At 37.4% G+C, this 24601-nt stretch carries 19 protein-coding genes and 9 tRNA genes; 5 read left to right on the top strand and 23 right to left on the bottom strand.

The window, feature by feature from the left end:
• Nucleotides 1–4 precede the first annotated feature (4 nt).
• The 19 genes from LS66_RS08010 to LS66_RS08100 form a co-directional block, all read right to left on the bottom strand.
• On the bottom strand, nt 5–415 hold the full coding sequence (locus LS66_RS08010) for a c-type cytochrome (protein ID WP_081947948.1): 411 nt from the start codon (nt 413–415) through the stop codon (nt 5–7).
• A gap of 55 nt (nt 416–470) precedes the next feature.
• Complete coding sequence (locus LS66_RS08015; protein WP_034366627.1) at nt 471–758, bottom strand: hypothetical protein; 288 nt, start codon at nt 756–758, stop codon at nt 471–473.
• A 3-nt stretch (nt 759–761) separates the two neighbouring features.
• On the bottom strand, nt 762–2840 hold the full coding sequence (fusA, locus tag LS66_RS08020) for an elongation factor G (protein WP_034366629.1): 2079 nt from the start codon (nt 2838–2840) through the stop codon (nt 762–764).
• Nucleotides 2841–2855: 15 nt separating this feature from the next.
• Nucleotides 2856–3323 carry a 30S ribosomal protein S7 gene (gene rpsG, locus LS66_RS08025; RefSeq protein WP_011115202.1) on the bottom strand — a complete coding sequence of 156 codons (468 nt, stop codon included), beginning with the start codon at nt 3321–3323 and terminating at the stop codon, nt 2856–2858.
• A gap of 15 nt (nt 3324–3338) precedes the next feature.
• A complete protein-coding gene (rpsL, locus tag LS66_RS08030; RefSeq protein WP_011115203.1) occupies nt 3339–3728 on the bottom strand; it encodes a 30S ribosomal protein S12 in 390 nt (129 codons plus the stop codon).
• A gap of 91 nt (nt 3729–3819) precedes the next feature.
• Complete coding sequence (locus LS66_RS08035) at nt 3820–12504, bottom strand: DNA-directed RNA polymerase subunit beta/beta' (protein WP_034366632.1); 8685 nt, start codon at nt 12502–12504, stop codon at nt 3820–3822.
• Nucleotides 12505–12650: 146 nt separating this feature from the next.
• Nucleotides 12651–13031 (bottom strand): 50S ribosomal protein L7/L12, encoded by a 381-nt coding sequence (rplL, locus tag LS66_RS08040; protein ID WP_011115205.1) that lies wholly within the window; start codon nt 13029–13031, stop codon nt 12651–12653.
• Nucleotides 13032–13051: 20 nt separating this feature from the next.
• Nucleotides 13052–13534, bottom strand: a complete 483-nt coding sequence (gene rplJ, locus LS66_RS08045) for a 50S ribosomal protein L10 (RefSeq protein ID WP_034366634.1) — start codon at nt 13532–13534, stop codon at nt 13052–13054.
• A gap of 91 nt (nt 13535–13625) precedes the next feature.
• Nucleotides 13626–14330 (bottom strand): 50S ribosomal protein L1, encoded by a 705-nt coding sequence (rplA, locus tag LS66_RS08050; protein ID WP_011115207.1) that lies wholly within the window; start codon nt 14328–14330, stop codon nt 13626–13628.
• Between the two features lie 16 nt (nt 14331–14346).
• Nucleotides 14347–14772, bottom strand: a complete 426-nt coding sequence (gene rplK, locus LS66_RS08055) for a 50S ribosomal protein L11 (RefSeq protein ID WP_011115208.1) — start codon at nt 14770–14772, stop codon at nt 14347–14349.
• Nucleotides 14773–14801: 29 nt separating this feature from the next.
• Nucleotides 14802–15317, bottom strand: coding sequence for a transcription termination/antitermination protein NusG (gene nusG, locus LS66_RS08060; protein ID WP_011115209.1), 516 nt, complete (start codon nt 15315–15317; stop codon nt 14802–14804).
• A 20-nt stretch (nt 15318–15337) separates the two neighbouring features.
• Nucleotides 15338–15520 carry a preprotein translocase subunit SecE gene (gene secE, locus LS66_RS08065; protein WP_011115210.1) on the bottom strand — a complete coding sequence of 61 codons (183 nt, stop codon included), beginning with the start codon at nt 15518–15520 and terminating at the stop codon, nt 15338–15340.
• Nucleotides 15521–15554: 34 nt separating this feature from the next.
• Nucleotides 15555–15630, bottom strand: a tRNA-Trp gene (locus LS66_RS08070).
• A 17-nt stretch (nt 15631–15647) separates the two neighbouring features.
• Nucleotides 15648–15818, bottom strand: coding sequence for a 50S ribosomal protein L33 (rpmG, locus tag LS66_RS08075; protein WP_002955417.1), 171 nt, complete (start codon nt 15816–15818; stop codon nt 15648–15650).
• 14 nt (nt 15819–15832) lie between these two features.
• A complete protein-coding gene (gene tuf, locus LS66_RS08080) occupies nt 15833–17032 on the bottom strand; it encodes an elongation factor Tu (protein ID WP_011115211.1) in 1200 nt (399 codons plus the stop codon).
• A gap of 80 nt (nt 17033–17112) precedes the next feature.
• Nucleotides 17113–17187, bottom strand: a tRNA-Thr gene (locus LS66_RS08085).
• 59 nt (nt 17188–17246) lie between these two features.
• Nucleotides 17247–17323 (bottom strand) — tRNA-Gly (locus tag LS66_RS08090).
• Between the two features lie 61 nt (nt 17324–17384).
• A tRNA-Tyr gene (locus tag LS66_RS08095) sits at nt 17385–17469 on the bottom strand.
• Between the two features lie 54 nt (nt 17470–17523).
• A tRNA-Thr gene (locus LS66_RS08100) sits at nt 17524–17599 on the bottom strand.
• 591 nt (nt 17600–18190) lie between these two features.
• On the opposite strand from LS66_RS08100, the gene LS66_RS08105 reads away from it, so the two are divergent.
• Entirely contained in the window at nt 18191–18679 is a 489-nt protein-coding gene (locus tag LS66_RS08105) for a hypothetical protein (protein ID WP_034368305.1), read from the top strand.
• 21 nt (nt 18680–18700) lie between these two features.
• Here the strand turns inward: LS66_RS08105 and LS66_RS08110 are convergent.
• The 4 genes from LS66_RS08110 to LS66_RS08125 all read right to left on the bottom strand — a co-directional run bounded on the left by LS66_RS08110 (nt 18701) and on the right by LS66_RS08125 (nt 19206).
• Nucleotides 18701–18788, bottom strand: a tRNA-Ser gene (locus LS66_RS08110).
• 34 nt (nt 18789–18822) lie between these two features.
• A tRNA-Cys gene (locus tag LS66_RS08115) sits at nt 18823–18897 on the bottom strand.
• A gap of 69 nt (nt 18898–18966) precedes the next feature.
• Nucleotides 18967–19054, bottom strand: a tRNA-Leu gene (locus LS66_RS08120).
• Between the two features lie 77 nt (nt 19055–19131).
• Nucleotides 19132–19206, bottom strand: a tRNA-Gly gene (locus LS66_RS08125).
• Between the two features lie 229 nt (nt 19207–19435).
• Here LS66_RS08125 and LS66_RS08130 point away from each other — a divergent pair.
• The 4 genes from LS66_RS08130 to LS66_RS08145 are packed head-to-tail and all read left to right on the top strand — an operon-like array spanning nt 19436 to nt 24570.
• Entirely contained in the window at nt 19436–20593 is a 1158-nt protein-coding gene (locus tag LS66_RS08130) for a succinyldiaminopimelate transaminase (RefSeq protein WP_034368303.1), read from the top strand.
• Entirely contained in the window at nt 20590–21909 is a 1320-nt protein-coding gene (gene murC / locus LS66_RS08135) for a UDP-N-acetylmuramate--L-alanine ligase (protein WP_034368302.1), read from the top strand. Before LS66_RS08130 ends, murC begins: the two co-directional genes overlap by 4 nt.
• Nucleotides 21909–22361 (top strand): hypothetical protein, encoded by a 453-nt coding sequence (locus tag LS66_RS08140; RefSeq protein ID WP_034368089.1) that lies wholly within the window; start codon nt 21909–21911, stop codon nt 22359–22361. Before murC ends, LS66_RS08140 begins: the two co-directional genes overlap by 1 nt.
• Entirely contained in the window at nt 22348–24570 is a 2223-nt protein-coding gene (locus LS66_RS08145) for an endonuclease MutS2 (protein ID WP_034368091.1), read from the top strand. Before LS66_RS08140 ends, LS66_RS08145 begins: the two co-directional genes overlap by 14 nt.
• Nucleotides 24571–24601 lie beyond the last annotated feature (31 nt).

The following is a 24601-nucleotide window of genomic DNA, read 5'->3' on the forward strand; positions in this document are numbered from 1 at the left end:
GATTCTAAAACGCATCAATATAATTTGCTAATGCCTCAATATCTTCATCGCTTAGGTTCTTTGTCTGCATATACATAATAATAGAATTGCCACCCTTGCTCAATGTCTGCTCACGGAATCCTTTCAGAGATTCTCTTACCTGTGCCTTATTAAGTGAAGCAATAAGGACATTACCTACACTTCCCGGTGCAACACTCTTACCATCTTTGCCGTGGCACGCAGCACATTTACCATAAAGCACTTGAGCATCAGGTAAAGAAGCATTACTTTTTACATTTTCTAAAGCATTCTTATTTGGAGACATATCAGATTGTTTTACTTGAGATACAGGAGTGTGTTTAGAATCTCGTTTTTTATCATCAAAACAAGCGATAAATAACAAAGGGAATATACAAAAAAGAAGAAATCTATTCATAATTTTTCCTTATCTATTGCCTCTCTTAAGGAGAGGCTAGCGGAAGAGACTTCTTTTATTGAGCTGCACTCTCTTCTTTTGCAGCATCATCTTGAGGTTGCGAATCAGCAGATTCTGTAGTAATCTCAGATTCTGGAGCTACTTGTGTTTGAGAATCATCTTCATTTTTCATTTCATCTGCTTGAGATTCTACTGCTGGTGCAGTTTCATTTGCAGGAGATTCAATTGCTTCTGTTGTATCTGTTGTATGCGTAGGAGTTTCTGCGCTTTCATTATCTTTTACATTATCTCCACAAGCTACAAACACTAAACCTAAACCTAACACAAAAATTAACTTTTTCATGGATTACCCCTTTCGTTTTTCCATAATTTCTTTGGCAACATTACTTGGCACTTCACCATAGTGGTCAAATTCCATTGTATATGTGCCTCTACCCTGTGTAGCTGAGCGCAAGTCAGTAGAATAACCAAACATTTCAGCTAGAGGAACAAAAGCATTTACAATCTTTAATCCCATACGATCGTCCATTGAGTTGATTTGCCCTCGCCTTCTGTTTAAATCTCCTATGACATCACCCATATACTCTTCAGGGACCTCCACCTCAACCTTCATCATAGGTTCCAATAGCACTGCGTTTGCCTTGCGACAAGCGTCTTTAAATGCCATAGAACCGGCGATTTTAAACGCCATTTCAGATGAATCCACATCATGATAACTTCCATCATAAAGTGTTATTTTAAAATCTACTACGGGATATCCTGCAAGCACACCATTTTGCATTGCTTCTTGAATGCCCTTATCAACAGCTGGAATATATTCTTTTGGAATAACTCCACCACTAATGTTATTAACAAATTCATAACCTGTGCCTGCTTCTTTTGGTTCAAGTCTAATATGCACGTGTCCATACTGCCCACGCCCACCTGATTGTTTAGCATATTTACATTCTTGTTCAACCGCAGTTCGGATAGTTTCTCTAAAAGCAACTTGCGGCTCACCCACTTCTGCTTCTACCTTAAACTCACGTTTTAGTCTATCAACAATAATTTCTAAATGAAGTTCACCCATACCACCAATAAGAGTCTGCCCTGTCTCCTCGTGCGTACTCACTCTAAAGCTTGGATCTTCTTCAGCAAGCTTGCTAAGTGCAATAGACATTTTTTCTTGGTCGGCTTTTGTTTTTGGTTCTACTGCAATTTGAATCACAGGCTCTGGGAAATCCATACGTTCTAAAATCACAGGCACTTTTTCATCACAAAGCGTATCACCCGTAACCGTATCTTTCAAGCCCACAAATGCACAAATCTCGCCCGCATAAATTTCTTTAATATCCTCACGCTTATTGGAGTGCATTTTTAAAAGTCGTCCTACACGCTCTTTTTTACCTTTTGTTGAATTAAGTACATAGCTTCCAGATTCTAATTTACCACGATATGCACGCACAAAAGTAAGTTGCCCTACAAATGGGTCAGTCATAATCTTAAAAGCTAATCCTGCAAATGCACCATTATCGCTAGATTCTACACTTAATTCAGATTCATTTTTAGGATCAATACCTTTAATTTCAGCCACTTCTGTAGGAGCAGGGAGATAATCCACCACTGCATCAAGAAGTGTTTGCACTCCTTTATTTTTAAAGCTTGAACCACAAAGCATAGGGATAAGACTCATATTTAAACAACCAATTTTTATGCCTTTTTTAATATCCTCAATACTCAATTCTTCACCACCAAGATATTTCTCCATTAAGGCTTCATCTTGTTCTGCTGCAGCTTCAAGAAGCTTTTCTCGGTATTCATTAGCTTTCTCAACCAATTCTGATGGAATCTCCTCTACATCATATTTAGCGCCCATTGACTCATCATTCCAAACAATTGCTTTCATTTGCACTAAATCAATAACGCCTTTAAAATTTTCCTCTGCCCCAATAGGGATATTAATAGGCACAGGATTAGCTTTCAAACGCTGTTTAATTTGACTTTCAACACTATAAAAATTGGCACCGATTCTATCCATTTTATTGACAAAAACCATACGAGGCACACCATATTTATTGGCTTGTCTCCATACGGTTTCACTTTGGGGTTGCACGCCTCCTACAGAACAAAATACAGCAATAGCTCCATCAAGCACACGCATAGAACGCTCTACTTCAATGGTAAAATCAACGTGTCCGGGTGTGTCAATAAGATTGATTTGATAATCTCTCCAAAAACAAGTTGTAGTGGCAGAGGTAATCGTAATCCCACGCTCTTTTTCTTGCTCCATCCAATCCATAGTTGCTGCACCATCATGGACTTCACCAATCTTGTGGCTCACGCCCGTATAAAATAAAATTCTCTCTGAAGTTGTCGTTTTTCCTGCATCAATATGTGCAGCAATACCGATATTTCTAATCCTTACTAAAGGGGTCTTTCTTGCCATTATACTTCCTTTGTGCTACCAACGATAGTGTGCAAAAGCTTTATTTGCTTCAGCCATTTTATGCACATCTTCTTTTTTCTTAAAAGCTGCTCCTCTTTCATTTGCAGCATCTACAAGCTCACTTGCTAAACGTTCAATCATTGTACGCTCATTTCTCTTGCGCGTAGCCTCAAGTAACCAACGAATAGAGAGGGATTGCTGACGAGCTGGACGCACTTCAACAGGAACTTGATATGTTGCTCCACCTACACGGCGACTTCTTACTTCCACAAGAGGCTTAACACGTTCAAGTGCTTTCTCAAATACTTCTATACCTTTTTCACCACTTTTTTCTTCAATTTTATCAAATGCAGCATAAATTATCTTTTCACTCACACTTTTTTTACCATCAAGCATCATTTTATTAATGAATTTTGTTACTACCTTGTTATTATAAATCGGGTCGCCCAAAACTTCTCTTACAGGAGCTTTTCTTCTTCTCATTCTCTTATCCTTAAATTATTTTTTATCGCCACCGGCTTTGGCTTTTTTAGCACCATACTTACTGCGCGAAACATTTCTTTTTGCAACACCTGCAGTATCTAATGCACCACGGATAATATGATATTTCACCCCGGGCAAATCTTTTACACGTCCGCCTCTTACAAGCACAATGGAGTGCTCTTGGAGATTATGTCCTTCACCCGGAATATAGCTAATAACCTCTACCTTAGAAGTGAGTTTCACTTTGGCAACTTTTCTTAATGCCGAATTTGGTTTCTTAGGTGTCGTAGTATAAACACGTGTGCATACTCCTCTCCTTTGTGGGCATTCCAATAATGCAGGAGACTTTGTCTTGCGGATAACTTTCTTTCTTTCTTTTCTAATAAGCTGATTTATGGTTGGCACTGATGCTTCCTTTATGCAAAATTAAAAATAAAAAATGCAGGGATTTTACCCAACAAAAACTTTTATTTCTCTTAGAGATGAAGAAATTTATCTATTCTTCCTCATCTTCCTCGTATTCTTCTTGTTTTTCACACCTATAATGGAACTTCTTATTTTTGTATAAGCCCGTTCCCACAGGTATCATACGCCCAAGCACAACATTTTCCTTGAGATCATCAAGCGTATCTTTTTTAGCTGCAATACTTGCTTCGGTAAGCACTTTTGTAGTCTCTTGGAATGACGCAGCTGAAATAATAGAATCACTTCCAATAGCTGCACGAGTGATACCTAATAATACAGGCTCAGCCACTGCAGGCTCTCCACCGATACTTAAGATTCTTTCATTTTCTTCCTTAAAATGTCGCTTGCTTGCTAAATCACCTTCAATAAACTTCGTGTTACCACTATCAACAATTTTTACTTGACGCAACATCTGAGAAACAATGATTTCAATATGTTTATCGGCAATGCTCACACCTTGCCGTCGATATACTTGCTGCACTTCACTCACAATATATTTATGAAGCTCTTTTTCACCACTAATACGCAAAATATCGTGGCTTGATATTACACCATCAGTCATTGCCTCACCTGCGTGGATAAATTCTTGTTCATGCACGAGAATCTTCTTATTTTTATCTACTGCATATTCTGCAACCCTACCATCAGCTGCAGTAATAATAATGCGCTCTTTACCGCGTATAGGTTTACCAAAGCTTACTGTTCCATCAAGTTCTGAAAGAATAGCGGTGTCTTTTGGTTTTCTTGCTTCAAAAAGTTCTGTAACACGTGGGAGACCACCCGTAATATCCTTAGACTTTGCCAATGCTTTTGGCACTTTAGCGATAATATCAGCTATTTCAACTTTATCGCCATCATTTACAGCAATAGAAGTGCGGGATTCTAAGCGATAACTTATTTCCTTACCATCTTTAGTAGTAACAACAAGCATTGGTTTATAGCCTGCAGGAACATACTCATTAATGACAAAATTTTTCTGATGTGTATTTTCATCTTCTTGCTCACTCACAGTAAGCCCAGCAATAATATCCCTAAAAGATACAATTCCCGCTTGGTCAGCAATAATTGGTTCACTATAAGCGTCCCATTCTGCAACAACAATCTGTTCTGTGGAAGTTGGTTCAGAAATAAGTGTATTTATATCTACTTCACTATTATCATCAACAAGAATCTTAGATGTCCGAGCAATATAATGGCGGATAGCTTCTCTATCGTTTTGATCCGCAATCACTGCAAACATACCCTTTTCAGATACAACCATACCTGCTTTTACATTATGATTACGTTCTAATGTATCTGCACGAAGCGTATAAAACTTCACAATACCCTTTTCTTTGGCAGTAATTTTTTGAGAAATAGGCGCATTATCCTCAACCTTTAATTCACTTCCATATGGAATCCGCGTTGGTATATTCCAGCTATCCATAATTGTATCAACGATACTTCCACCAGCTTTCACTTTATAACCACTCTCGTGTGGCACAAGCAACTTACCTTCAATTTTGCCCGCTACACCTGCAAGTTCATTTTGTTTTGCTACGTCATCTTTTCTTAAGCGATATGTTTCAGAACGTTTCTTATCACCCACAATCGTAATATGCACTTCATCATGGACATTCTCTACTTCTAGTTCTCCATCAAACTCTGCTTTAATACGTGGTTCAACAACTAAAATTGCAGCGTTTCTACGATTTGCTACAATTTTTTGTCCCTTACTATTAGTGTAAGTGCGAATATTATAATAACGAATAAAGCCCTCTTTCTTTGCCACAATCTGCTTTTCTTCAGTGCTTCTACTTGCCGTCCCACCTACGTGGAATGTTCTAAGTGTAAGCTGTGTCCCAGGTTCACCAATACTTTGGGCAGCAAGCACTCCTACTGCTTCACCCGGTTTGACCATTTTAGATTCACCAAGATTTAACCCATAACACTTTGCACACACACCTTTTTGTGCTTTGCAAGTTACGGGTGTGCGTATCATTACGGATTTGACGTTTGCCTCTTTAATACGTCTTGCCATTGTGCTATCAATCAATACACCTTCACTTAAGAGAATCTCATTAGCAATAGGGTCAATAACATCTCGTGCTAATACACGTCCAACTACACGTTCTTCAAGCGGTTCAATCATATCACTTCCAACCGTGATGTCTGTAATCTCTACACCCTCGTGTGTGCCACAATCTTCAATCGTAACTTTCATATTTTGACTCACATCGATAAGTTTTCTTGTAAGATACCCAGCATTCGCTGTTTTAAGGGCAGTATCAGCCAAACCTTTTCGTGCGCCGTGAGTAGAATTAAAATACTCTAATACATTCAAACCTTCTTTAAAGTTTGAAGTAATAGGCGTTTCAATAATCGTGCCATCAGGTTTTGCCATAAGTCCTCTCATAGCAGAAAGTTGTCGAATCTGTGCCTCGCTTCCTCTCGCTCCAGAATCTGCCATCATATAGATAGAATTAAAGCCTTCTTTGTCATTTTTGACTTTTTCCATCATCAATTTACCCATTTTTTCACTTGTCTCTGTCCAAATATCAATACTCTTATTGTATCGCTCTTGCGCAGTAAGGAGTCCTTGTTCAAATTCACCTTGGATTCTCTTAATTTCTTTTTTCGCCTCATCAATCATAGTAGCTTTATTATGGGGGATAATAATATCCGCTGCTGAAATAGAAATACCGGCTTTTGTCGCATATTTAAAGCCAAGATTCTTAAGGTTATCAAGGAAAGTAGCTGTAATACCTAACCCACCCTCTTTATATACATAATCAATTAATGTCCCGATATCCTTTTTCTTCATAGTCTGATTCCACAAATTTAATGGCACAAAATCAGGCAAAATAGAGCTTAAAATCATACGTCCAGCTGTTGTATCTATCACGCGGCGATTATGCACAGTCTTAATACGTGCGTTAATATCAAGTTCACCCATTTCAATTGCCATAACAATTTCATCAATACTTGCGAGAATCTTATGTTCGCCTTTTACACCCTTTTTCTCAAGTGAGAGATAATACAAGCCTAAAACCATATCTTGGCTTGGCACTGCTACAGCCTTTCCACTTGCTGGGAGTAAGATATTCATTGAACTAAGCATAAGAATCTTGCATTCTGCAATCGCTTCTTGTGAAAGAGGCACATGCACTGCCATTTGGTCACCATCAAAGTCTGCATTAAATGCTGAACACACAAGCGGATGGAGTTGAATAGCCTTGCCATCAATGAGTTTTGGGTGGAAAGCTTGGATAGATTGTTTATGCAGAGTTGGCGCACGATTAAGCAACACAGGGTATCCATTAACAATCTCTTGCAAACATTCCCATACTTCATTTGTCTTTTGATTTACCATTTTTACTGCTTGTTTAAGCGTAGTGGCATAACCTTTTTCTTCAAGTTTAGCAAATAAATGTGGCTTAAAGAGCTCAAGAGCCATATTTTTAGGCAATCCACATTGGTCCATTTTAAGATTTGGTCCCACAACAATAACACTTCGTCCAGAAAAATCCACACGCTTACCAAGGAGATTCTGTCGGAATCTCCCCTGTTTCCCTTTAATAATCTCTGATAAAGATTTAAGCGGTCGTTTATTTGCACCTTTAACAGCATTTGCATTTCTTCCATTATCAAAGAGTGCATCAACAGCTTCTTGCAACATTCTTTTTTCATTACGCACAATAATTTCTGGAGAATCAAGTTCAATGAGCCGTTTTAAACGTTGATTACGATTAATGACGCGGCGATATAAGTCATTTACATCGCTCACAGCAAACTTCCCTCCATCAAGAGCCACCAAAGGACGTAAATCTGGTGGTAATACAGGAAGAATCGTAAGCATCATCCATTCTGGACGATTACCTGAATTAATAAAACTTTCTACAACTTTAAGACGCTTTACAATAGTTTTTTTCTTTGCTTCTGAATTAGTAGAGCGAATCTCTTCGCGCAAAGTATTTAAAAGCAATATCAAATCAAGCTCTTCAAGTAACTCTTTAATTGCTTCTCCACCCATTTGGGCAACAAATCCTGTATGTTCAAAACGTTGATTAATGCTTTGGAATTGTTCCTCATTAAGCACATCATATTTCAAAATTGGCTTTGAACCCTCATTATCATAAAATGCTTCACCGGGTGATTTAACAATATATGCTTCATAATATAACACGCGTTCTAAATCTTTCATCTTCACGCCTAACAACGTCCCGATACGGCTAGGCAATGAACTTACATACCAAATATGCGCTACAGGTGCAACAAGCTCAATATGCCCCATTCTTGAGCGGCGCACTTTTGCTTTTGTAACTTCAACACCACACTTTTCACATACAATACCTTTATAACGCATTTTTTTATACTTACCGCATAAACATTCATAATCACGCACTGGACCAAAGATTTTAGTGCAGAATAATCCATCGCGTTCAGGTTTCAAAGTGCGATAATTAATTGTTTCAGGTTTTTTTACTTCACCATTACTCCAAGAGAGAATCTTCTCTGGACTTGCTAATACAAGCTGAAAAGAGCTAAAGTCTTTTGGACGCTCATCTTCTTTAATAGCAATAGGCACAGGCATACCATTTTCATCTTGCTCATCGCCATAAATATTAACATCAAGAGCAAGAGATTGAAGCTCTTTAGTTAAAACATAAAAAGTTTCTGGAATTTCAGATTCTCCAACGTGCTCACCTTTTGTTATTGCTTTATATGCACCCCTGCGCCCTTCAGTATCATCAGATTTAATCGTAAGCATTTCTTTAAGCGTATGAGCTGCACCATAAGCCTCAAGCGCCCATACTTCCATTTCTCCAAATCGCTGTCCGCCAAAAAGTGCCTTTCCACCCACAGGTTGCTGTGTAACCAAAGAATAAGGTCCTGTGCTTCTTGCATGGACTTTTTCATCAACTAAATGATGGAGTTTAAGCATATACATATAGCCTACATTGACACGCTCACGCATTTTTTCACCTGTTTTCCCATCATAAAGCTCTGTTTTGCCGTCCATATCAACTTTTACCAAAGAAAAAAGTTTATCAAATTTTTCCTGCTCTATGCCCTCAAACACAGGAATGGCAAATTTTACCCCATTGCTCCAATCTCGTGCATATGCAAGCAATGCTTCATTATCAAGATTCTTAAGGAATTCTATCATTGACTTATCATCAGAATTTACTACTTGAGCAATTTCAATCATTTTTGTGCGTAATGTATCAAGCCATTGCTTTGATTGAGAAGATAAAATTTCCTGAATCTGTTGCCCAAGACGCTTACCTACAAGTCCCAAATGCACTTCAAGAATCTGCCCAATATTCATACGACTAGGAACACCCAGAGGATTGAGCACAATATCTACAGGCTCTCCATCTGCAGTATAAGGCATATCTACCATAGGCACTATATTAGAAACAATGCCTTTATTTCCGTGTCGTCCTGCCATTTTATCACCTACTTTAAGTTTGCGTTTTGTGGCAATATAAATTTTGACAAGCTTGACAACTCCACTTGGTAAAATATCATCTTTTTCTAGGATTGAAAGCTTTTCTTCGTGTTCTTCACCAAGCGTTTTTTTCTGCTCTAAGAAATTTGTTTTAATTTGTTCATAACGAGTTTGAATCTCTTTAGGATAATGCTTAATTAGAGTGCTTAAAATAAATGGATTAAGCACACTTAACTCCTCTTTTGGAATCTGTGCACCTTTTTTAAACACTTTATCAGCAACTTTTACCTCACTTAAGAGTTTTTCTTTTGAAAGCATTAATGAAATGCGCAAAGTCTCTTCTTGCTGAATCATCGTTAAGCGATCGTGATGTTCTATGTCAAGCACGCGTTTTTCTTCCTCATACGCACTTATTGCACGTGCATCTTTTTCATAGCCTTTTTTCGTAAAAATCTTGACATCTACCACCGTTCCTTCAAGTGAAGGTGGACAATAAAGCGATTTATTTACTACGTGCCCAGCTTTTTCACCAAAAATTGCACGTAAAAGACGCTCTTCTGGTGTAGGTTTTACCTCTCCCTTAGGAGAGACTTTTCCCACAAGTATCATACCTGCACTTACATAAGTCCCTATTCGCACGATACCACTTTCATCAAGATGTGCAGTCTCCGCTTCTTTTGTGCCTGGAATATCGGCTGTAATCTCTTCAAGTCCGTGTTTAAGTTCACGCGCTTCTATTTCTTTTTCATAAATATGAATTGAGGTAAAAGCATCTTCTTTAATAAGTCTCTCACTGACCACAATTGCATCTTCAAAGTTATAACCATTCCACGGCATAAAAGCAACACGAATGTTTTTACCCAATGCCAATTCACCATTGTCCATACTTGGACCATCAGCAATAATTTGTCCTTGCTCTACCCTATCACCCTGTCGCACAATAGGTTGTTGAGAGAAGCAAGTATTTTGATTTGTACGAAGATTTTTACCAAGATGATAGTGGTCAATATATGCACCATTATCATCTTCGCCAAGAATATAAATATTTTTAGCATCTACTCTCTCTACCACACCACTGCGAGTAGCTTTTGTTGCTTCCCAAGAATCACGAGCAATAATTTGCTCTATTCCTGTTCCAACTACAGGTGCATCAGGTTTAAGTAAAGGCACAGCTTGACGTTGCATATTTGAACCCATAAGAGCCCGGTTAGCATCATCGTGCTCAAGGAATGGAATAAGTGAAGCTGCTACACCAACAAGCATACGAGGGCTCAAATCAATGAGTTGAACTCGCGACTTTTCACTTAAAATAATTTCGCCATCTTTACGTGTTTCAATCAAATCTTCAATAATATGCCCATTTTTATCTACTGCTGTGCTTGCAGGAGCAATAACGATACCCTCTTCTTGCGCAGCCGTAAGATAAACTATCTCTTGAGAAACTATGCCATTTTCAACTTTTCTATAAGGTGCTTCAATAAATCCTAAATCATTCACGCGCGTATAGGTTGAGAGTGTATTAATCAAACCAATATTTTGTCCTTCTGGTGTTTCAATCGGACAGATTCTACCATAATGTGTAGGATGCACATCACGAGCCTCAAAACCTACTCTATCTTTCACGAGTCCACCCTCACCAAGTGCTGAAAGTCGTCGTTTATGTGTAACTTCAGAAAGCGGATTAGTTTGGTCCATAAATTGAGAAAGTTGCCCACCAGTAAAAAATTCCATAATTGTGCTTGTAATCATTTTACCATTAATAAGGTCGTGAGGCATTATCGTATCAAATGCACCACTTAAAGAAGTAAGCTTATCACGGATAGCTTTTTGCATTTTCACAAGCCCAGTATGAAGTTCATTTGCCAAAAGCTCGCCTATGGATCGGATTCTACGATTCCCAAGATGGTCTCTATCATCAATTTTGCCTAAACCATTTTTCACTTTAAGTAAATATTGAATCGTCCTAATAATATCCTCGTGGGTAAGCACGGTAACATAATCAGGAACATTAATTTGAAGTTTATGATTCATTTTCATACGACCAACACGTGTTAAATCATATCGCTCTGGATCAAAAAATAATTGTCTTACAAAACTCTTTGCGACCTCTTTTGTTACAGGTTCACCCGGACGCATAACTTTATAGATTCTAATCGCAGCAAGTTCATTTTCATCATCAATCTTTTCACTTTGACGAAGCATTTTAAGCGATTCTGCATCTGCCATAAATGAATTAATAATAGAATTATCCACACCAGCTGCACTCGCATTAGCGATAACAAATTCATTGATTTTAAGCTCAAGCAATTTTTTGAGTTTGCTTTCATCAAGCTGAGTAAGTGTATCAAAAAGCACTTCACCTTGTGCGTTGATTATAGGTTCAGCAAGAAACTTGTTTGTTAAGTTTTCAAGCGGATACTCAATTAAATCAATTTTTGCCTCTTTAAGCTCTTTAATTTTTTTCGTAGAAAGCCTCTTGCCTGATGATACCAAAAGATTACCTTTAGCATCTTTAATATCAAATTCAGCGCGATTACCTATGCTATCTACATCGAATGGGATAAGATATTTACCTTTTTTGTATTTGACTCTTTGTAAAGGATAAAAAATCTTAAGAATATCTTGTTTGCTATATCCCATAGCGCGTAAAATAATCGTTACTGGAACTTTGCGTCTCTTATTAATTCGTGCATAAAGCACATCTTTAGAATCATATTCAAAATATAACCAAGAGCCTCTATCGGGGATAATTTGCCCTGTATAAATAAGCTTATTTGATGAAGCACTTGATTCTTCTTCTTTAAAAATGACACCTGGACTACGATGAAGCTGATTAACCACTACGCGTTCAACACCATTAATAATAAAACTTGTTCTATCCGTCATAAGGGGAATATCACGCACAAAAATGTTTTGCTCTTTAGCATCTTTTATGCCTAGTCTCTCTCCTGTTTTCTCATCTTTTTCCCAAAGCACGAGACGAATCTTAATTTGCAATGATACTGCATATGTTACACCACGCACCATTGCCTCATTCGTGGTATATTTAGGCTTACCAAATTTACAACTTACATATTCAAGCGTAATACGATTTTGGCTATCTTGAATAGGGAAAACAGACTTAAACACTCGCTCAATACCAGATTCTTTATCGCTATCAACACAAAGAAAATCATCATAACTATTCCTTTGAAGCAATAAAAGGTTAGGAACATCAATGCTTTGAGGATTTTTTGTAAAGTCAGCGCGGAGTCTATTCTTAAGTTTTGTGAAGTTTGCCATGTGTTATATCCTTCTTATTCTTAAATGGATTAAAAGAGCTAAATACTCTAAAAAACCTACAATCGTTATAGGGCATTTTACAATATTCTAATAGTAGCCAAACCTTAGTTTAAGATTTGGCATTAAAATAAACTGAAAGCCTGAAATTATTTAATTTCTACTTTTGCTCCCGCTTCCTCAAGTTTTTTCTTAAAGTTCTCAGCATCTTCTTTGCTTACACCTTCTTTGAGTGTGCTCGGGGTTTGCTCTGTAGCATCTTTTGCCTCTTTTAAACCTAAGCCTGTAATTTCACGCACTGCTTTAATTACATTGATTTTATTTGCACCTGCATCAACAAGCACTACATTGAAATCGGTTTTCTCTTCTGCCGCTGCACCACCGCCAGCTCCACCTGCAACTGCACCTGCTACAACCGTTGGTGCAGCACTTACGCCAAATTTTTCTTCAAAAGCTTTTACAAGTTCTGAAAGCTCCAATACTGAAAGATTCCCAATGTAATCTAATACTTCTTCTTTAGAGATTGCCATTTTACACTCCTTTTATTGTGTTAATTTTCTTCTTTTTGTTTTCGTAAATTATCAAGTCCAGTAACAAAGTATCGTGCTGGAGCCGTCCATACAGACAGCAACATACCGATAAGCTCTTCTTTGCTTGGTAACTTAGAAACAGACACTATATGCTTAATATCAACCACTTGTTTATCAAACAAACCAACTTTCAAACTAAAATGCTCATTATAAGAATCCGCAAACTTGCAAACAACCTTAGACAGCGCGATTTGATCATCTGCCCAAAGAAAAATATTTGTATCTTTGAGTTCTAAGTTAGGACATTGTGCATTTTTAATGGCAATGTTTGCAAGGGTATTTTTAATAACTTGAACCTTAATATTAGCACTTCTTGAAGTACCTCTTAGCTCTTCAAGTTGGCTTACTCGTAAACCCTTGTAATCGCATACAATCAAGGCAGAAGCATTCTTAAATTCAGCACTTAAATATTCTACAATCTGAATCTTCTCTTGCTTAGTCATTTCTCCTCCTTTCAGACCTCAACCTCACATAGGGAAATTTAAGCCTAAGCCCCTATGCTCTTTGGTCTAAGATAAAACCTCATTTCAAAAACTATTTCATATCCATAAGCTCTTGAGAATCAAGCTTAATTGCTGGACTCATTGTGAGCGATAAACTACTGCTGCGAATATATTTGCCTTTTGCGGAAGTAGGCTTAAGCCTATTGATAGCACGCACAAGTTCAAGCATATTATCTAAAATCTTCTCTTCATTAAAAGAAGCTTTACCAATAGGTGCGTGGATAATACCCTTTTTATCAACTCTAAAATTTACTTGTCCGCTTTTTGCGTTAGCTACAGCTTTAGCAACATCTATTGTAACTGTGCCTGTTTTTGGATTTGGCATTAAACCCTTTGGTCCCAAAATACGCCCCACTTTACCTACAAGAGCCATCATATCAGGAGTAGCAATAACCATATCAAAGTTAATATTGCCATTTTTAATCTCTTCTGCCAAATCATCAGCACCCACTACATCAGCTCCTGCATTTTTTGCTTCATCAGCCTTAATACCCTTTGCAAACACAGCAACACGCACTTTTTTACCTGTTCCGTGTGGCAAAACTACTGCTCCACGTATCATTTGGTCAGCGTGTCTAGGATCTACTCCTAAACGTAATGCTACTTCTACCGTTTCATCAAATTTTGCAGAAGCCAAAGACTTCACTGCGCTCACACCACTTTGAATGCTATAAACCTTTTGAGGCTCAACTTTTGCCTGTAAAGTTTGCAATCTTTTTGCTATTTTCTTACCCATAAACAAACTCCATCAATTAATCTTGAATTTCAATACCCATACTTCTTGCACTTCCTGCCACAATCTTTTTTGCAGCCTCAATATCCGAAGCATTAAGGTCTTCCATTTTAGTTTGAGCAATTTCTTCAAGCTGCTTACTTGTTAATTTCCCAACTTTGTTTTTAAGTGGATTATCTGAGCCTTTTGTAATTTTGGCTGCCTTTTTGATAAGGTCTGTTACTGGAGGCTTTTTGGTGATAAAAGTAAAACTTTTATCTTGATAAATAGTGATAATAACAGGAATGTTAAAATCACCCATATCTTTAGTCCTCTCGTTAAATGCTTTACAAAATTCCATAATATTGACCGACCTCTGCCCTAATGCTGGACCTACAGGAGGCGATGGATTTGCCTTTCCTGCTGGAATCTGCAATTTTAACTCACCAACAACTTTCTTACCCATTTGTGCATTCCTTCCTTTTCTACCAAAATTTAAATAATTTTCTCTACTTGTGAATACAAGATTTCAACAGGGGTGCTTCGCCCAAAGATTGAAACATTAAGCTTAAGCTTTTTATGTTCTAAATCATATTCTTCAACCGTTCCTGTAAAATTCACAAATGGACCATCAATAATGCGCACAACTTCACCTTGTTCAAATGAAATCTTAGGTTTTGGCGCACTTGGATTTCTAACTTTTTCGAGAATCTTAGCAATATCAGCTTCGCTTAGTGGCGTTGGCTTCTTGCTCTCGCCGATAAAACGCCCTACTTTTGGCAAAGATTGAATCATATGCCAAAGTTTTGTGTCTAAATCAACTTGAATAAATACATAACCCGGATATAAGCTTCTATCCACAATTTTCTTTTTTGTCTCAATAATGGATTCTGTAGGAACAACAACATCACCAAATCTATCCTGCATCTGATTTTGGACAATAAGATTACGGATTGCTTCGCCAACTACTTTTTCACTACCGGAATATGTTTGTATTGCATACCACTCCAAAGCTTCACCTTTCCATAATTTTACAAAATGCTTGATACAGAATGAAATAAAATCCAATCAACTAATGCTAAAAATAAAGTAATTACACTTACTACAATTAGCACAGACACTGAAGCATTCCGAATCTGCTCTTTTGTAGGAAATATAACTTTCAATCGTTCTTCATTTGCATTTTGAAAATAGGTTTTTATCTTTTTAAACATCTGCATCTCTTTTAATTAGTAATTTACAGCTCTATGGCAGGTCAGGAGGGACTCGAACCCCCAACACTCGGTTTTGGAGACCGACGCTCTACCATTGGAGCTACTGACCTATAAGCTAGGTTTCTACCTAGCTTTTAAGTTTTACTTCCTTATGAATCGTATGTTTATTCAAACGAGGAGAAAACTTCTTGAGCTCCAGTTTTTCTGTATTTGTCTTTGCATTTTTAGTGGTGCTATAATTAATATCACCACACTCCGAACACTTAAGTCCTATCTTAATAGTGCTTCCCTTTGCCATTTATAGAGCCTTTATTACTCAATAATTTTTGTTACAACACCTGAACCAACTGTTCTACCACCTTCACGAATCGCAAAACGTGTTCCATCTTCAAGTGCCACAGGAGCAATAAGTTCCACTGTGATTTTTACATTATCACCGGGCATAACCATTTCTACGCCACTTGGAAGCTCAATAGAACCGGTAACATCGGTAGTTCGCACATAAAATTGTGGGCGATAGCCATTGAAAAATGGTGTATGTCTTCCGCCTTCATCTTTTGAAAGGACATAAATTTCACCTTCAAATTTCTTATGTGGAGTAATTGAGCCGGGCTTACAAAGAACCATACCTCTTTCTACTTCTTCTTTTTTTGTTCCTCGCAACAAAATACCGACATTATCTCCTGCCTCACCTTTATCAAGCTCTTTTCTAAACATTTCAACGCCTGTAACTGTTGTTTTTTGAGTGTCGCGGATTCCTACGATTTCTACTTCATCGCCTACTTGCACAACACCTCTTTCTACTCTTCCTGTTACAACCGTTCCACGACCAGCGATTGAGAATACATCTTCTACAGGCATAAGGAATGTTTTTTCAGTATCACGTTGTGGAGTTGGAATATATTTATCAACTTCTTCCATTAATTTTAATACTTTTTCACCCCATTCACCTACATTACCTGCTTTTGCTTCTTCAAGCGCTTTGAGAGCAGAACCTGCAATGATAGGAGTATCATCTCCGGGAAAATCATATTGACTAAGCAATTCACGCACTTCCATTTCCACAAGCTCAAGTAATTCAGCATCATCAACCATATCTTGTTTATTTAAAAATACAACGATGTAATGCACACCTACTTGGCGAGACAACAAGATATGCTCACGTGTTTGTGGCATAGGACCATCTGCGGCAGAAACAACAAGAATTGCTCCGTCCATTTGAGCTGCACCTGTAATCATATTTTTAACATAGTCAGCGTGTCCGGGGCAATCCACGTGCGCGTAGTGGCGATTTTCTGTCTCATATTCAATATGAGAAGTCGCGATAGTAATACCTCTTTCCTTTTCCTCTGGCGCGTTATCAATGTTATCATAGTCTTTCAATTCTGCAAGACCTTTAGTTGCCAACACAGCAGAAATAGCTGCACTCAAAGTTGTTTTACCATGATCAACATGCCCGATTGTTCCCACATTTACGTGAGGTTTGTTTTTCACAAACTTTTCTTTTGCCATTTTGTATCTCCTAACTTTAAGATTTAATTTTAGAATCTTTCAAAATCCATAGAAAACTAAAAAGATTCTACATAGAAAACTGGAGCCCATAAGCGGGATTGAACCGCCGACCTCTTCCTTACCAAGGAAGTGCTCTGCCGCTGAGCTATATGGGCAAACTATTTTATGGAGAAAATCTTAACTTAAAATTAAAGAGAAGATTCAGCTCCCAGTATGGAGCGGGAAACGGGGCTCGAACCCGCGACCCTCAGCTTGGAAGGCTGATGCTCTAGCCAACTGAGCTATTCCCGCGACTTACAACTAACTATTTTGACTACCACCAAATATTTTAAAGGATTCTTATATTTTTAGGTGGTGGTGAGTCGTGGATTCGAACCACGGAAGTCGGAGACAGCAGATTTACAGTCTGCCCTCGTTGGCCACTTGAGTAACTCACCAAAAATAATCTAAAACTGGTCAAACACTGAAAGCGACAACGCTAGAGTGTAAAATGGAGCTGGTTAAGGGACTTGAACCCCCGACCCTCTGCTTACAAGGCAGATGCTCTACCAACTGAGCTAAACCAGCATTCTATCACAAATATGTAATAAAAAGGTTGCAATTATATAGATTTCATCTTGCTTTGTCAAGAGTAGAACCCTCTAAAACTTGCCTTTGTCATTTTATTTTACATTATATAATTATATATCAGTCAGTATTTAATATTTGCTTTTAAAATAAATAATCTGCACAATTTATTGCAATCCTTACTATTTCTTTTAATTTCCCATCATTTATTGTAAATGCTTTATTGTTGCTTATTCCACATTTTAGAAATTATATTAACTCATCTTTTCTTTATGGCGGATTTATTGGCATAGTGTTGGGTGGCATAATTGGTTTAGTTTCTTTATCAGGCTTATCTAGACTTGATCTTGAGTTTTTAATAAATAATATATACAATAGGCTTAGTATTCTCCCTATACATTCTTATTCCGCATATTCTAATTTATTATTTAAATAAAAAAAGCAAAAATATAAATAACACACCTTTATTTTCAGCTGGGTGCTTATTATATACCATTGAAACTTTGGCTGCATTTGCACTCTTAAATAAATTTTTCCATTAAGTGAATATTTGGCTATAATTACGCAAATTATAAACAAGAGGGGGGATTAATGGGAATTTGGGCTTTTTTAGCCTATATGATGATTTTTATTTTTTTAAGTATTGTAGGCATAATTAATATAATAGCAATGTGCATTACATTTTTTTATGCACATAGAATCAAAAAATATATAAATAAATATTTTTTTACTTTTGCTTATGCTAGTTTAACAGGGTGTATGATAGGTAGCGTAATTGGAGTAGGTATAGTGAGCGGATTGGAAATGATTGATGTGCTAATGCTTAGAAAAGGTGCTATGGCAATATTAGAAGATTTTAGATTCTCTATTCCTTTTATATCTTTGGTAAGCATTATTTGTGCTAGTCCAACCTTTATTATCTTATCTCTTATTATCTATCGTAAAAATACTCATTCTGCTATAATGCCCTCCTCTAAAAAACAAGTCTTCACTTTTGGGTTTTTATCTTTTAGTATTTTGAGTTTTCTAATGTGGTTTGCTTCAATACTAACAATGGATGTTATCTTTCAAATACATTGATTTTTAATTTTGTAGAAATAATGGCCGGGAGAGAGGGATTCGAACCCCCGGAGGTGTTACCCTCAACGGTTTTCAAGACCGCCGCTTTCAACCGCTCAGCCATCTCCCGCTATACCTTAAATTTTAACTCTCAAAATGTGTATTGGAGGCGACACCCAGATTCGAACTGGGGAATCAAGGCTTTGCAGGCCCGTGCCTTACCACTTGGCTATGTCGCCATTACTAGAATCTAAAAGAGAATCTTAAGCAATGTATGCGTTTGTTTATTGAAAGCCCTTATATTGAGGTGGTGCCCGAGACCGGACTTGAACCGGTACAGACGCAATGTCCGAGGGATTTTAAGTCCCTTGTGTCTACCAATTTCACCACCCGGGCATCTGCATAGTCTCTTTAATAAACGCAGATAAACATTCAAAAGCACATCAAACACAATTTTTTGCATCTAGCAATAATGGAGCGGGAGACGGGGATCGAACCCGCGGCCCCAACCTTGGCAAGGTTGTGCTCTACCACTGAGCTACTCCCGCATACTTTAATATTGTGCGTATGACTTTTGAGGGTATGATTTTATCAATGCTTGATAAAAAAATCAAGGGCAAAAAGCAAAATATAATCAAAAAGTTATCATTTTACTATATAATCGCACGGATTTAATACACATATTTTAAATGGCAACTCGCCTTATTTATAATCAAGCAGATTCTCTAAATAATGCTTTCATTATATAAAGAATCTTTAACAATGTAAGGAGCTATTTTGCTACATCAATTTGAAAGCTATCCTTTTGAAAAACTCCGCACTCTACTTGCTCATAGCTCTCCTCCGAGCGGTGGAGAGGTTTTTTCACTCACTATCGGCGAACCCCAATTTCCTACACCTACTAATATTATACAATCGTGGCAAAGCAATGCCTCTTTGCTCAATAAATACCCAAAATCAAGCGGTGAAGACGAGCTTAAAGACGCACAGCTTCACTTCATAAGCAAACGTTACAATCTCACGCTTACAAAAAACCAAATTATTCCTACTTTTGGCACACGCGAAGTGCTTTTTAATTTTCCGCAATTTTATCTTTTTGACTTGCCACAGCCTACTATTGCCTATCCTAATCCTTTTTATCAAATCTATGAGGGTGCGGCTATTGCCTCAAAAGCGCAGGTTTTACTAATGAATCTTACAAGCGAAAATGACTTCACTCCCTCACTCACGCCCAAAGAGCTAAAAAAAGTCCATTTAGTTATTCTTAATTCTCCTAATAACCCCACAGGTAGAATACTAGATATGCAAGCACTTACAGAATGGGTAAAAAAAGCACTTGAATATGATTTTGTGATTATAAATGATGAATGTTATAGTGAAATTTATGAGTCTTCCTCTCCACCAAGCATTCTCCAAGCTTCAATTCAAGCAGGTAATACAAGTTTTAAAAATATCATTGCTCTCAATTCTATTTCCAAACGCTCCTCTGCTCCGGGTTTGCGTAGCGGTTTTATCGCCGGAGATGCTGAAATTTTAAAAGCCTACAACCTCTATCGCACTTATTTAGGCTGTGCACTGCCATTACCTTTGCAAAAAGCTGCTGCCATAGCGTGGAAAGATATGCAAACTCCTGAATCTATCCGACACATTTATGCCAAAAATCTCGCCTTAGCGAGGGAGATTTTAGAACTAAGCACAGAGCAAATTAGCCCTTATACCTTTTATGTATGGCTTAAAGTTGATAACGATGAGGCATTTTGCAAATTCGCCTATGAGAAAAAAGGAGTGCTTACTCTGCCGGGTAGTTATTTAGGCAGAGAGAATCAAGGTAAAGGCTATGTAAGAATCGCCCTTGTGTATGATAATAATACAACAAAAAAAGCACTTCTTGCCCTTAAAGAAGCAATCAAACTTTATAAACAGGAGTGTCAATGAAAATACATTTCATAGGTATTGGTGGCATTGGTATTTCAGGCTTAGCAAAATACCTCCGCGCACAAGGCATAGAAGTGAGTGGATCTGATATTGCAGAGGGAAATGCCACAAAATACCTCCGCGCACAAGGTGTGCCTATTCATATTCCTCATAGTGCTGCTGCTATTACCAATCAAGATGTAGTGATTCATTCAGCTATCATTAAGCCTGATAATATTGAAGTGCAAGAGGCAATAAAAAAAGGTATTAAAGTCCTTTCACGCAAAGAAGCCATTGCTTCTATTCTTAAAGAAAAACGCGTCTTTAGCGTATGTGGTGCGCACGGCAAATCCACCACAAGTGCGATTTTAAGTGCGATTTTTCCACAATTTGGTGCAATTATTGGTGCAGATTCTAAAGAGTTTGGCTCAAATGTGCGTGAAACGAAAAGTGAAAGCATTGTTTTTGAAGCTGATGAATCTGATAAAAGCTTTTTAAACTCAAATCCTTATTGTGCGATTATCCCAAATGCCGAGCCAGAGCATATGGAGAGCTATAATCACGACTTAAAGGAATTTTATGGTGCGTATTATGAATTCATTTGTAAAGCAAAAAAACGCATTTTAAACCTAAGCGACCCTTATTTACAAAGCCTTACAGATATAGAATCTATCACGCTTTGCCCTGATAAAGACATTAAAGACATACGCTTTAATCTCCATAATGATGAACCTCAAACAACTTTTAGCCTCAAAAACTATGGGGAGTTTAGTGTATGGGGCTTTGGAGAGCATATGGCACAAAATGCGAGTTTAGCTATTTTATGTGCGCTTGATGAGCTCGGTATTGATGCTTTGACAACAATAAAAGAAAATCTCACACATTTTAAGGGCATTAAAAAACGTTTTGATATTCTTACTAAAGGCACAACAACGATTATTGACGATTATGCCCACCACCCCACAGAAATTCTCGCTACACTCAAAAGCGTAGCGATTTATAACTCGCTTAAACCCCATAATAAAGTCATTGCCATTTGGCAGCCTCATAAATACTCGCGTGTGCTTGATAATTTACAAGCTTTCATAGATTGTTTTAGCAATGCGTGCGATGAGCTTGTAATTTTGCCTGTGTGGAAAGCTGGAGAGGAACATATAGATATTGATTTTGCCACACTTTTTGCACATTATAATCCCACTTTTGCTACACATCTTAAGCGAGAAGATTCTCAAATCCACCTCTATGATGGAGACAATCTCATTAAAACCTTGCAAGATGCTCTTATTATCGGACTTGGTGCAGGAGATATTACTTATCAATTACGAGGAGAAAAATAATGGGCTATATTATTTTCATACTTCTATTGGTGTTCTTTGTGGTAGTTGGAGTTATATTAGCGCAAAACAAAGACAAAATACCGCGCAAAACAAAAATTGTTTTAGGCTTGTGCTTACTTCTTATTGCCCTGCTTATTGGGATTTATAATATTTTACAAGAAAAAGAGAGTGAGGAATTTTCACGTCTAAAAAGTGCTTTTATGCACAATAAGATTCTTACTTGCGCTTTTCAATCGCGCACTCTCACGATTAGCGCAGAGCATTTTATCCTAAGCAATGGCACAATGAGCTTTCAAGGCAAATCAAATACGCCTTATAATGGCATTATCATACCTTTGCAAGATTGTAAAATAAATGATATAGATGATGCAGATAAAGATTCTATACAAAAAGCTACACAAGATAAAAACAAAGATGACACTCTAGCGGATATGCCTAGTGCAAAACCATAATGAAAGGCTCATTGCCAAGCTTGACTTATCTGATTTTCTCGCAGATTTTTTAACATATTTTGCACGTGAAAAATCCTTTATTTTTGAAGGAGATAGGCATTTTTATGCCATACTTTTGCAAGAGCTTGATAACCACCCATTGAATCCACCTCCGCCACTTGAAAATCTCAATGAACCCTTAAGGCTTTTGCAAAAATATGGCACTCTAAAATTGTATGAAATCTTTGCATTTATCAAGCTGATGCGATATTTTGCTTATCTCAAAAAAAATATATCCGAATCTACTCCTCGCACCAAAGAATGGCTTGATAAGATTCTTATCCCTGATGGATTACAAGAGATTGATAATGTATTTGATGATAAAGGAGAGATTAAAGAGGGCGTGTATAACGAAATTGACACGCTTAAATCTCACATTTCACGCACTAAAATGCACATTGATGAGCATATATCGCGTATTTTGCACTCTTCTAGCCTTGCTCCTTATCTTATAGATTCTTCTGTGCATTATATCAATCAAAACGAATGTCTTTTGCTTAAGGCGGGATATAATCATATCATCAAGGGTATGGTGCTTGAACGCTCTCATAGCGGATTTTTCTATCTTGTGCCAGAGAGTATTATAACACTTAAAGAAAAGCAAAATGAGCTCAAAGATAGTCTTGAACAAAGTCTCTATAATATTTGCAAATCTCTTTCAAACACACTTCATAAACACGAGCGATTTTTGCATTTTCTTAACAAAGCCTTTGATACTTTTGACCATATCTATGCGCGATTGAGTTTTGCCAAAGCTCACAATCTCTCTTTTATATATGAAATGACACGCGAAAAAAACATTATCTTATCTGAATTTTCCCACCCTGCCTTGCAATCCCCAAAACCTATAAATTTTGCATATAAAGGCGATGTTTTGATGATTACAGGTGTAAATGCTGGAGGAAAAACAATGCTTTTAAAATCACTTCTTAGCGCGTGTTTTTTAAGTAAATTTCTTATCCCGCTTAAAATCAACGCTTACCACTCAAAGATTCCATATTTTAAGCATATTAAAGCTATTATCTCTGACCCTCAAAATAGCAAAAATGATATTTCCACTTTTGCAGGACGTATGCTTGAGTTTAAGCAGATTCTTAATACCTCTGATTTGTTGCTTGGCATTGATGAAATTGAGCTAGGCACAGACGCAGATGAGGCAGCCAGCCTTTATAAAGTATTACTTGAATATTTGCTCCAACATCACGCTAAAATCCTCCTTACCACGCATCATAAACATCTTGCCGCACTTATGGCACATAATCCCAAAGTCCAACTCTGTGCGGCAATGTATGACATTCAAGCTCAAGTGCCACTCTTTGAGTTTCTTGATGGAAGCATTGGGAAAAGCTACGCATTTGAAAGTGCGCAAAGATATGGAATCCCCGCTTCCCTTATTTCTCAAGCCAAAGCTGTGTATGGCAAAGATAAAGAGCGATTAAATGAGCTTATTGAACGCTCAAGTGAATTAGAAATCACGCTTGAACAAAAGCGACTTGAATTAGAATCACTTATTGCAGAATATGAGCGCAAGATTCTCTCCCTCAATGAACTCTCCAATGCGCAAAAAGAAGAATTTGAGCTGCTCAAACACAATTTACAATCTACCTATAACCAAGCCACACAAACGCTCAAATCTGCCCTCAAATCGCAAGAAAGCAAGGAAATGCACAAAGCTTTTAATCAATCTCATAAGATTCTTCATACTGCACCCTCTCTCCAAAAAACCACACAAAATCCTCATACATTTAAAGTTGGTGATAAAATAAAATATAAAAATGCAAAAGGACATATTTTAAGTATAAAGGGTGAAATGTGTGTAATAGAACTTGAAGGCGGATTTAAGTTTAAAGAAAAGCTAGAGAATCTTAAGCCTTCTTTCGCACCTTCTCCCACACCAAAATCTCATATTACATTTGAGCAAAGCAAAAGTGTAAGTGTAAGCCTAGATTTACACGGAATGCGTGGAGAAGAGGCAATAGAGAAACTTGATGAGTTTTTATCAAATGCACTCATTGCTGGATATGATGAAGTGCTTGTATATCACGGCATTGGCAGCGGAATCTTAAGTAAACTTGTGCGAGACTATCTGCTTACTCACCCTAAGATTCTCTCTTTTAGTGATGCACCTGCAAATATGGGTGGCTTTGGAGCAAAAATCATAAAGCTATAAATTCAAATAAAATTTAAATTAATGTGATAGA

Origin of the sequence: Helicobacter sp. MIT 03-1614, assembly GCF_000762925.2 — a bacterium.
GTDB classification, from domain to species: domain Bacteria; phylum Campylobacterota; class Campylobacteria; order Campylobacterales; family Helicobacteraceae; genus Helicobacter_C; species Helicobacter_C hepaticus.